The 10,158-nt window shown below is 49.6% G+C and carries 9 protein-coding genes and 1 CRISPR repeat array; all 9 genes read right to left on the bottom strand.

Annotated features, from left to right (window positions below; translation table 11 throughout):
- Nucleotides 1-1,559: direct repeats of the CRISPR family, unit length 30 nt; unit sequence GTTTCCATTCCTCATAGGTAGGCTGCAAAC.
- Nucleotides 1,560-1,711: 152 nt separating this feature from the next.
- Nucleotides 1,712-2,383: a CRISPR-associated endoribonuclease Cas6 gene (gene cas6, locus HPY90_RS13400; RefSeq protein ID WP_287195199.1), complete on the bottom strand. Its 672-nt coding sequence runs from the start codon at nt 2,381-2,383 to the stop codon at nt 1,712-1,714.
- A gap of 104 nt (nt 2,384-2,487) precedes the next feature.
- Nucleotides 2,488-2,751: a CRISPR-associated endonuclease Cas2 gene (gene cas2, locus HPY90_RS13395; protein WP_273698459.1), complete on the bottom strand. Its 264-nt coding sequence runs from the start codon at nt 2,749-2,751 to the stop codon at nt 2,488-2,490.
- A 1-nt stretch (nt 2,752) separates the two neighbouring features.
- A complete protein-coding gene (cas1b, locus tag HPY90_RS13390) occupies nt 2,753-3,745 on the bottom strand; it encodes a type I-B CRISPR-associated endonuclease Cas1b (RefSeq protein WP_287195197.1) in 993 nt (330 codons plus the stop codon).
- A 20-nt stretch (nt 3,746-3,765) separates the two neighbouring features.
- The gene (gene cas4, locus HPY90_RS13385; protein WP_287195196.1) at nt 3,766-4,269 is read right to left on the bottom strand and encodes a CRISPR-associated protein Cas4; all 504 of its coding nucleotides are present in this window, start codon (nt 4,267-4,269) and stop codon (nt 3,766-3,768) included.
- A complete protein-coding gene (gene cas3, locus HPY90_RS13380) occupies nt 4,262-6,619 on the bottom strand; it encodes a CRISPR-associated helicase Cas3' (RefSeq protein WP_287195194.1) in 2,358 nt (785 codons plus the stop codon). The genes cas4 and cas3 overlap by 8 nt, the downstream gene beginning before the upstream one ends.
- Nucleotides 6,609-7,337, bottom strand: coding sequence for a type I-B CRISPR-associated protein Cas5b (gene cas5b / locus HPY90_RS13375; RefSeq protein ID WP_287195193.1), 729 nt, complete (start codon nt 7,335-7,337; stop codon nt 6,609-6,611). Before cas5b ends, cas3 begins: the two co-directional genes overlap by 11 nt.
- The gene (gene cas7b / locus HPY90_RS13370) at nt 7,334-8,245 is read right to left on the bottom strand and encodes a type I-B CRISPR-associated protein Cas7/Csh2 (protein ID WP_287195191.1); all 912 of its coding nucleotides are present in this window, start codon (nt 8,243-8,245) and stop codon (nt 7,334-7,336) included. The genes cas5b and cas7b overlap by 4 nt, the downstream gene beginning before the upstream one ends.
- Nucleotides 8,245-8,655: a TM1802 family CRISPR-associated protein gene (locus tag HPY90_RS13365; RefSeq protein ID WP_287195189.1), complete on the bottom strand. Its 411-nt coding sequence runs from the start codon at nt 8,653-8,655 to the stop codon at nt 8,245-8,247. The genes cas7b and HPY90_RS13365 overlap by 1 nt, the downstream gene beginning before the upstream one ends.
- A partial coding sequence (locus tag HPY90_RS13360; RefSeq protein ID WP_287195187.1) for a TM1802 family CRISPR-associated protein occupies nt 8,652-10,158 on the bottom strand: 1,507 nt, incomplete at its 5' end. The genes HPY90_RS13365 and HPY90_RS13360, both read right to left, overlap by 4 nt.

Here is a 10,158-nt window from a genome sequence, read left to right as displayed (position 1 = left end):
GTTTCCATTCCTCATAGGTAGGCTGCAAACCTTACTTTGCCGTTTGTTATGTCTCCTATCCTAAGCTGTTTCCATTCCTCATAGGTAGGCTGCAAACTCAACCCGGTTGGCCTGGGCAGTGGTTCCGCCGGTTTCGTTTCCATTCCTCATAGGTAGGCTGCAAACGGTTGTTCTGCCAGTCCTGGTATGCTACGGTAACTGGGTTTCCATTCCTCATAGGTAGGCTGCAAACTCCTGTATCCATGCCTCCACCCACTTAGCTAAGGTGTTTCCATTCCTCATAGGTAGGCTGCAAACTCTGCAAATCCAAAACGAGCTTATTTGGAAAACCTAGTTTCCATTCCTCATAGGTAGGCTGCAAACACGTGGAGCTCGATTACCTACGCTCGCTTATACGGTGTTTCCATTCCTCATAGGTAGGCTGCAAACTCTGCTATTTTGGCCGTCCAACCGCCGGGGATTACGGTTTCCATTCCTCATAGGTAGGCTGCAAACTGGAGCAAGTGACAGCGGTTGTCCAGGCTATCCAGAGTTTCCATTCCTCATAGGTAGGCTGCAAACGGCATAGACTGCTACTCGGTTCATTACCACATCACCTGTTTCCATTCCTCATAGGTAGGCTGCAAACGGGGTCCTGCTGTTCCTGGTAGTAATAAGGCTGCTGAGTTTCCATTCCTCATAGGTAGGCTGCAAACTTCGGAGGTTTGCCCTCCCGAAGCCTTAGCACTATTGCGTTTCCATTCCTCATAGGTAGGCTGCAAACGAATTTTGCATCATTTCTCCCAACTTCGCCACCTACGTTTCCATTCCTCATAGGTAGGCTGCAAACCTAGATACAGCAGAAAACTTAATAGACGTTGAACTAGCGTTTCCATTCCTCATAGGTAGGCTGCAAACTTATGTTCGGAATCTTGGGCGTTATCGCTTTCAAAGTTTCCATTCCTCATAGGTAGGCTGCAAACGGTGAAAACAGTCTTTTCAATGAAAACCCCAAACAAGTTTCCATTCCTCATAGGTAGGCTGCAAACTATGGTCCGGCTTGATGCCGCTGGGTACCAGATTAGTTTCCATTCCTCATAGGTAGGCTGCAAACCCTTTGTCTCCGCCAAGTATAACGAAATCGTCCATAGTTTCCATTCCTCATAGGTAGGCTGCAAACCGGCCAGCGGGCTGCCCTCCGCGGTGGGAGCTGGGGGTTTCCATTCCTCATAGGTAGGCTGCAAACTACTTCCCGAGCATTAATCATGCCATCTTGAAGGCTAGTTTCCATTCCTCATAGGTAGGCTGCAAACTAATCTCGTTGCTGAGGCCTCGCTATCGCGAGGCCATGTTTCCATTCCTCATAGGTAGGCTGCAAACGTAGACCACATCACCGCTGGGCTAATGCCCGGGTGTTGTTTCCATTCCTCATAGGTAGGCTGCAAACGCAGAAGAAATCACGCCATTATTTACTAAATTATGAGTTTCCATTCCTCATAGGTAGGCTGCAAACAGAGGGCGGCAAAATATCGCCTATCTCACATGCGGGGGTTTCCATTCCTCATAGGTAGGCTGCAAACCCGTCGACCTGCCATCCTATGCCGTTTCCTTGCTACCCACATTCTATAGCAATATTACTCCGAGAACAAGAGATCGTTCTGGTTTCGGCTTTTCCGTCGTCGTCGATCCCCGGTAGTTTTTGCGCTAATGGAGATCGACAACAAAAACCATCCTATTGGATTGGAGTTATCATTCCGAACCCTTGGCTGTTCTTAGCCCCTATGCCAGTATCGTACGCCAGTTTCAGCATCCAACGATGACCTTCTAACGTAAATTGCCCCATCCATCCCTTTACCACAACGTCTTTATAGTAAACAACCTTGAGGTCATGATTGCGAACTTTAAAGGATACGAGTCGTATATCTCGCACCACGCTGTCATCAATCCCTAAAGCCTGCCCTTTTCTCTGAAGGTTTTGTTCTAACAAATCTTTGAACTCGTTTTCTGAAGGATGGAAATAATAGGTTTTTTTTCTGCCGCTGCCAGTGACCAAAGTAGAATATACCGTCACAGGAGACAGCGCTTCGAACGTCACCCGGCTTTCCGAAAACACCGGGTCGGCCAACGCTGAAACTCTTGCCACCCGCCACCTTGATGGGCCAAGACTTACCTCGCCCGCATTCAGCAATGCTTGGCCCAAATCCTGTAGAAATCCCCTTATAGGAGAGCCAACGCGGAACTTAACATTTCCCAGAAAGGTAATAAACCCGTCTTTAACCCCCTGCACCTGGCCAAAAAGTCGCGAGAAGACGAACAATCGAAATTGTCTGTTCCCCGCAGGATGGCCCCTGTCATGCAAGTAACAATGCCTGGCTTGAACCTGCGAGTATATCAGCCCTTGCACTACACGGTTATAGTGTAATGGCAAGCTGGTCAAATCCTGCCCCGTCGGCTCTAATTCAATCTCCAGATGCAACCCTTCTCACCCTTTCTGCTTCCCAAACAGCTTCAATACATGAAGTCTTCCCCGCCTTTAACTACTCCCATTGTCTCTCTCCGAGAGTATTTGGTGGTCCTGAAAATATAAAACAACACCGAGTCTTCCTCAGGATTTATCACACGCGCCAGTTCCCTTTTCAGCATTTTGTAATTGGCCTCGCTTATTTCTCCTTCGAGCACCGAATTCTGCACCCAATACAAATACTTACGGCTGATTTTTAATACTTTTCCTACGCGCTTTTGATTTACGTCATAGACCAATATCACGAACACCCTACCACCTGGCCGTATACGCTTTGAATTCCCGTTCTCCCATCAGATGCTTTTCCAGCTTGTAAAGTTCCATCCGTATCAGCCGCCGATAAGAAACGTTCCGTCCCAGCTCCTTGTGCTGAACCGTCGTCAGCATCTTGTTCTCGTATTCTCTAATAAAGGTGTTGCGACCTGCTTCGCTCAGAACTATGCCATTGAGCTTGCTGATGAAATCCTTAGAACTAAGCATGTTTCTCCCGATCAACGTGAATATAACACGGTCAACTATGATTGGCTTGAAGATTTCGGCAATGTCCAGATTCAATGTAAACCGTCTAAAGTTTGAAGCATGCAAAAACCCGATTCGCGGATCAAGGTGAGTCCTGTATATCTCGCTCAAGACGGTGGTATAAAGTAAGGAATTGCCGAAGCTGATCAGTGCGTTGAGCTGATTAGCAGGAGGGCGCCGGCTGCGGTACTCGAAACAAAAATCCGGGTTATTCAGAATCGCATCAAAGCACCCGTAATAATGCTCTCTAATGTTACCTTCTATCGCCATAAGCTCCTCGACAGACGAAGCCGCACCAATAGATGAGGCCAGGTTGTTGATTTTTTCCAAAGCCGAAGATACGTCCTTGCCCCTCCTCAGGTAGTACATGAGAACTTGCCTTATGTTTGCGAACGCACCTCCCGCAAAGGCTCGGGCCAACTCGAGACGCTTTGCACCGTCGAGGTAAGATTGTGCCTGTCTTACCGTCATGTAGCCGGAATTTAGATGCTCCCTGGGGTAATAACTGCCGACATAATAACCGTAGTGATTGTAAAAATGGAGAATTATCTTTTTTTCGCTCAAGAATTCGAGAAGTCGCTTGTTCAATTCGAGTTCACCAAATATCAGGATCTCACTAATGTCCTCCACCGGCAGAAATCTTTTTCCTTCTTCGGTTACAAGGCACAAAGTGTTTTGTTCCCGCTTCAGCTGACCAGCAGTTGTCACATAAATGGTCTTCTTCATGCCCGACACCTCCGAGAGGATCAAGCCCAGCAGAATTCGGCGTATGCGCAGACTTTGCACCAATGAACCCTCTTGGGAGGAGGAGGTTTGCTTCCAGACACTATCGCCTCTATATCGGATATGGCCCTCTCCACCTGCTCTTTCCCTTCATCGTCCAAAACGACTTCCTCCTTCCGCCGCTCCTCGGGAAACAGCAGCAAACCCTTGGTTTTGACCCCGTAGTCTTGTTCGAGCACGTACAGGTAATAGAGAAGCTGCAATCGGGCACTCTTTTCGGCTCGGCTAGACTTCTTGATCTCCCCAACCAGAAGAGATCCCCCTACGCCACGGATGAGATCTATCTTGATACTCCCGATCGCAACTTCGTGTTTGTCCCGGGCATAGGCATTATTGTGCAGATAACGACCGTAAACCACATTGCTGTCGTCGTCATCAGGCGTAAGCTGTCGAGACATCAACCAAACCTGGCGTCGGCATATGCAGTAGTACCACACCAGGGTGCCGTTGACCGGACTTTTAGCCATTTGCGATCTCCTCTATCAGGTCCGAAAGATAGGGAGGTACAAACCCAACATCCTTCCTGTAAACTCTGCCTATTTCATTTGCATCCAAGACCCAAATGCCGGTCGGATGTTTCCAAAGAGAAGGTCTTTTCTTACCCATAACCATACATCCCAACCGCACAGACCACCCTTCTTCCGGATGCTCGAGGTATCTCAACGGAACGTTGATTGAATGTTGGGCCAGTTTTTGAAATACGGCTCTGCGCCTTCTAATCTCTTCCATCTTATCTGTCTTGGACAGGGGTTCGACTAGTTCATCCAACCTTCTTGCCAAACCCCCGTCTTCGTCGATCAGCAGCATGATCTCATGTCCGGTACTGGAACCAAAAGGCGAACGGTACTCTCCCCAGAACCCTTTTTTCAAGAGATTCCACCACTCGGTCCCCGGAACGGCGTCCTTCAAGCGACGGTAGTATTCACCCACAATTCCAGGACAGGCGGCTTCGTCGAAGTGTTCATTCTCATTCAAGATAAGCCTGGTCTGGTTGAGCAGAACAGACCCTCCCTGTTCACTGCCTTTATATACGCTGGCAGCGTAAGTTTTAGAACCGTCCCATAATTCCATAATGTAAACTTCGCCCGGCACTTCGCTTTTAAGACGACGGTTACATCTTCCGGCCACTTGAACAATGCTGTCTAAAGGACCCAAGTCGCGGAAAGCGCACTCAAAGTCTAGGTCTACTCCCGCTTCAACTACTTGAGTCGAAACCAGGCACCGCCTTGTCCTGGCTTCTTCGTCATAACGAAGTCTACTCATGACTTGCTGACGATGGTGGGGGGTTAACCAAGCAGAGAGAAAATAAGGGCTAAGCCCGCGTTTTTTCATCTCTAGCCACATAAGCAGAGCCGAGCGCCTGGTGTTTAAAACCAATAGACAGTCACGCTGGATGAGTCCCCATTCTTCGATATAAGCTGCCGCTTCTTCTACGGTTCGTTTCCCCGGTATCCAATGGAAACGATGTCTTACTCGAGGAAACCTTACGTTTGGCGGAGCAAGTTCTCTTCCTTCCACTATTTCCGGCTGGGTAGCGGTCATTAACACAAAAACAGTGCCCATCTTTTCTGACAAGAGTTTTAAAGTCTGGTAAAAGGTAGCCCAGTAAGCCCGGGGTATGCCTTGCGGTTCGTCGATTATCACCACCGATCCGGCCAGACGATGCAACGACATAGTTTCGTTTGCCTTTATCCCGTACAGCACTTCCCAGAGCTTTGCCATGGTAGTGACAACAACAGGTTCCTGCCAGTACCTGAAAAACTGAATAAACCGCTCGGTGTCGGTGAGTTCCTCGTCCTCATCCTTTCCGTAAGCTAGATGATGGTCTTCTCGCACCTCAGACAATAACTTGGCTGCCACCTGAGCATTCTGTTCTACCAAAGTAACGAAAGGCAGAACATAGATAATGCTCTTAGCTTTCAGCCTTTCACAGACCTCCATAGCGATTTCAAGGCCGATTAATGTTTTACCGCTGCCCGTTGGCAGGGTCAGGGTGTATATCCCGGGACGCGTTATGATCTCCTGGGCCCGCTGTACTGCTTGCTGCCTAAGGCTTTCCTGAAAAGCTCTTACCGGCGAATCCGGTAAGCTGTCGATATAAGCTTGTACCCTGTCCCACTGGATTTCCGGCGTTTTAAAACTTATACCGTCTTTCACCGCCGCATCGTACCTGTCCGCGGCCACCAGAATTGAATACAAAAGCCGCAGACGGAACCATCTATCCAAATACCCTTGTTCACTCATACCGGCCAGGCCGTCTTCAACGTGGTCGAAAACAAGGTCATCCCATTCAGACGGTTGCGACGGCATGACTGCCGACCAAGAATCACCGCCTTCAAATCCTATTTGTATGAGTATATCCCTGCCTCCGTTCCACATTTTAAGAGCCCTGACGCGGTCGATTACGCCGTCGGAGTACTCATTAGACCACTCCAGCGAAAACCATGCATCTTTGATGTCGGAAACACCTTCGAGATGGGTGTGGTGGCGGCGGACCGCTTCCGCTGCCACCATGTTCCTGGTCAAGGCAAGCGCCATTACCGCCGAAGGTTCGGCGTGTCCATACTGTTGGGCTTGCCTTTTCTCTCGCAGTCTCTCCCTTCCTTGCGGGCACGTAGTTCTGTTATCACAATTCCGGCAAAGTTTGCCCTGAAAAAGTGGATGAGCCTTCCCCAGGTCGTGAACCAAAACCGCCGTTTTTTCTTCGTCAGTCAATTCGATACCGTGAAAACCAGCTATCTGACAGGCTACTGCCAGAGTACCCCGCAGGTGCTCGTGCAGATCCCTTCCCGGATGACTGCAAGCCTTACCACGCACGGAACCACGCCACCCTTTCCTCTCCAACTAGGCCGGTCTCAACTTCCCCCTTACTCCTCAAATAGATTCCCTCGGGTACCTTGGCCTGAAAGTCGGGATACAGAACCCCTACGGTCTCGACCAACCGCCTTTCAGTAGTGAAACGGTAAGGAACTGTTTCCCGGTGCAAAGACCCGGTTTTCAATACATCGACCTCTACTCCATCATATATCGGCAAAACGCTTCTGACGGGAGCCTCCTCTTCATCTCGGCTTTCGGGAAACTCTCCTACGTATTCCACATCTGCTAAAGCGTAAGCCACGCCGAGACAAAGGGTGTAGACGCTTTCACGTTTTTCAAGCCTTTCACGCAGTTTACCGTACAACTCGCCTCCCTTAACATACACCCTGTACTCCGGATTTTTGACCAGCTGCTGCTTCACCCTGATGTGAGGCGCCTTTTCGGGTTCCTTGACATTGGTAAGATTGACTGCTGTTTGAATCCATCTTAAGGGAGCCCTAACGGCCAGAGTTACCTGGGTTCCGGCTAAATGATGCCAATACCGAGCACTTTTTCCGCCCTCATCGGCCCCGTTCTCAAGCCCGACAATTGCTCCGAGTATTCCGGCTATAGCCGTAGGGGGAGGAAACGGAAAAGACACCATACTGGTCGTAGTGTATGGCTTTCGAAAAAGGGCCATCTCTCCTTTTATGTCAAAAACCAGAACCAAGGCGGTCACCTCACCTCCATCTGGAACCCCGGCGCCTCATCGAGTGCTTCCAGGCCTACGAGCATTAACTCCCCATCGTGGATGACATTTACTTTTTCTATCTCTTCCTTCCTGTCCAAAATAGCTTCGACTAAAGGAGAAACATCCAACTTCAACTCGGCAAGCGACCGCAATGCCTTTTGCTGCTCGCGGTCAAATTCTTCCCCTTCGAGCGAAACTAGACCTAGTTTTTCGTCCATACCGCCTATTTTGCCATAAAAACCTTCTTTGTAGGTGACCTCTAACAAAAACCGGGATTTATGTTCGTTCTTCGAGCGAGTAATAAGGTTATCTGTGCCGTTCCACAGAGCGGTGACCAGTGCTTCCAGGTCTCGTTCCGTCGCCCCGGTCACGCGAGCTGCATACTGGTTGGCTATGCCGTACACTGCCATCAGCGCGAACGGCACCTTGTACTCGTTGCGGAATGAACGCTGCTGCTTGTCTCCAGTTTTTCCTTCCGTGGCAAAAGCAGAGGTCCCCTGAATGAACTCAAACATGGCTGCATTGAGAGAACGGGCCCATTTGAACTGAACAGGCCCGGTCCAGGAAAAAGCAACGTTGCCCAAAGCAAAAGTGACCCCGAACAAACGGGCATCGATGCAGGACCCGATAACCTCTTTGGCTTCTTTCTTATTAGTTGCCGCCTTAACTTCCTCAAAACGGGTTTTCAGAGACTTCGCTTCCCCGTCAACCAGCACCAGGTGCCCTTGACGTATCCACTCATCCCTAATCGTGCGTTTAATCCTGACGTCTGAGGCCAGAGCCTGCGCGGTTTCTTCGTCGTAGCGGGGATGGTTGTCGTTTAGAGGATCTCCATTGGGATTTGCATCCTTGACAGTATAGAGAAACAGAAACTCTCTACGGTTGGTAAAAGGCATCACTCATCTTCTCCTTTCTCTTTACCGGCGAATATCTGATTGATATAGCTCCCAGAATTAACAAAACCGACGGTAAAGGCAAAGTTGCCGGACGTGCCGAGATCTTCGTTCCCCGAGCCGAGGAGCAGTCGCCCGATTTCAGCCAGGAGACTGTTGACCCGGTAGCTTCTATTTCCTATGTCTTCATAACCGGCTACAATCTGGGGCACCCGCGACAAAATCTTCTGTAGGGATTTCTTTGTAAGCCTTCCGAACTGAATCTGCTTGAAAAGCGGTGTGCTGCGTACATCGCTTTCTCCTCCTTGAAGATAAGCCATGTATCCCAGCAAAACCCCTGACAAAAATACCCCTTTGCCCTCGTCTGTCTTGAGATAAGGATCGTGAAAATCCTCCAAAAAGTCAAAGTTCATAACATGACCTCCTCATTCAAGCGGTACATATAGTCGGCCCACAGCTGGGCAAAGCGCACGGCGGTTTGAATCTTATCCCATGCAGTATCGCCGTAAACCGTGCCAGGAATACGGGTCACCAAATGTTGTTTGAACATTTCCACTGGCACCGCTCTTCCCTGCAACATGTGCCCTATAACCTGCAAGATGAACTCACGAATTGGCTTCGCGTCGCTTTTGCCGTCTCCAGTAAAGGCTACCATGGTCGTATAAAGGCTTCTAAAGATTTCGTGAAGTTTGAATCCGGCCAAAGAATTACCAAAATATCTGACACCTACTTCCCTCCATAAACGTTCGAGAAGGCCGAGCCTTTCCGGGGGAATGTCTTCAACCATTAAATGAACGATCTCCTGAGCCTGGCTGCGCTCCCAGAACACGAAATGAAATACCAAACCTTGACCTTCGCGGGCGATACGCGAAAAATACCCCTGCTCTAAGTTTTCAGGAAGCCCGTTAAGCTCCCCCCCGGCAAGTTCGGACTCTAGGGTTTTAACTACTGTCTTGAGTCGACCGTGCGCTGTTCCCGGCCCCGCCGTTTCCGGGACTATCCAGAGCCGCAGGTCCGGGATGGCCGTTGTATTGGACAAAGCTCTGTCTACTCGTTCCCTTGCCGTGCTCAGTTTTTCCAGGCATTCTGTGCATACTGCGAAGACATAAGCTCCTTCTCTTTTGTCTAAGGCAGGCAACACGTTAGCTTTGTCGAATGTGGCAAAGTTGAACACCTTATCAAGTGGTGTGAGTGTTTCCGCCTGCCGTCTGCAAAGAGCACAATATCTCTTTTGGCCCTGACCGGGTTCCTTGGCCTGTCGTTTCGCTAGAGAAGCCGCGAGTTTTTTCTCGAAATACCTCACGAAGGCGGGTATCTCTCCTGGATACACAAATCTACCGCCGTCATCCACTCCAAACACAATAATTGCTGGCTTCTTGGGATCAAGGTCATCCAACACAGAATCCAGCTTTAGCTCGAGGTCCTGCATTGCCCTGGCGACCGACCCTGTAGTAAAACACCCTTCTTTTTCAAAATCTGCCAATAGCCGGTTCTGCAGTTTAAAAAGATGGGAATCTTTGTCGTGACGCCACTGACCAGTCTTGCCCCAAAAGAGTTCCCGGTTCTTTTCCCGGTTGCTTTTGGGTTTGCCGAGACGGTGAATGGGAGTGTATCCCCAGGACGTGTTTGCACCGTCACGCTCCCGGTACAGGTAGTTGCGTATCATAGACGCATCCGGAATGTACTGTGCTAGGTCTACCCGTTCAATTCCCAACACTTCCAATATTTCAGCCTTAGGGTCTGACACCTTAAGAAATACCCTTACAACCTGTCCTTCCTGGCTCATCGGCAACACCAGATAGGCATCTATACCTTGTTTTACCTCCAGTGCAGCCAAATCGCAGAACGCGTTTAACAATGCCAACCAGTTCACCTCCTTTCCACAGTCATGGTATGCATTGTCCACCCGTAGGCCT

It is taken from the genome of Syntrophothermus sp. (genome assembly GCF_013314835.1).
Classification (GTDB): domain Bacteria; phylum Bacillota; class Syntrophomonadia; order Syntrophomonadales; family Syntrophothermaceae; genus Syntrophothermus; species Syntrophothermus lipocalidus.
The sequence above is the reverse complement of the archived record's forward strand: the minus strand, read 5'-3'. Positions and strand labels throughout refer to the sequence as shown.

Excerpts from the sequence above, each read along its gene's own strand:
- cas1b (WP_287195197.1), bottom strand. The coding sequence starts at position 3,745 with ATGAAGAAGACCATTTATGTGACAACTGCTGGTCAGCTGAAGCGGGAA.
- cas4 (WP_287195196.1), bottom strand. The coding sequence starts at position 4,269 with ATGGCTAAAAGTCCGGTCAACGGCACCCTGGTGTGGTACTACTGCATA.
- cas7b (WP_287195191.1), bottom strand. The coding sequence starts at position 8,245 with ATGCCTTTTACCAACCGTAGAGAGTTTCTGTTTCTCTATACTGTCAAG.
- HPY90_RS13365 (WP_287195189.1), bottom strand. The coding sequence starts at position 8,655 with ATGAACTTTGACTTTTTGGAGGATTTTCACGATCCTTATCTCAAGACA.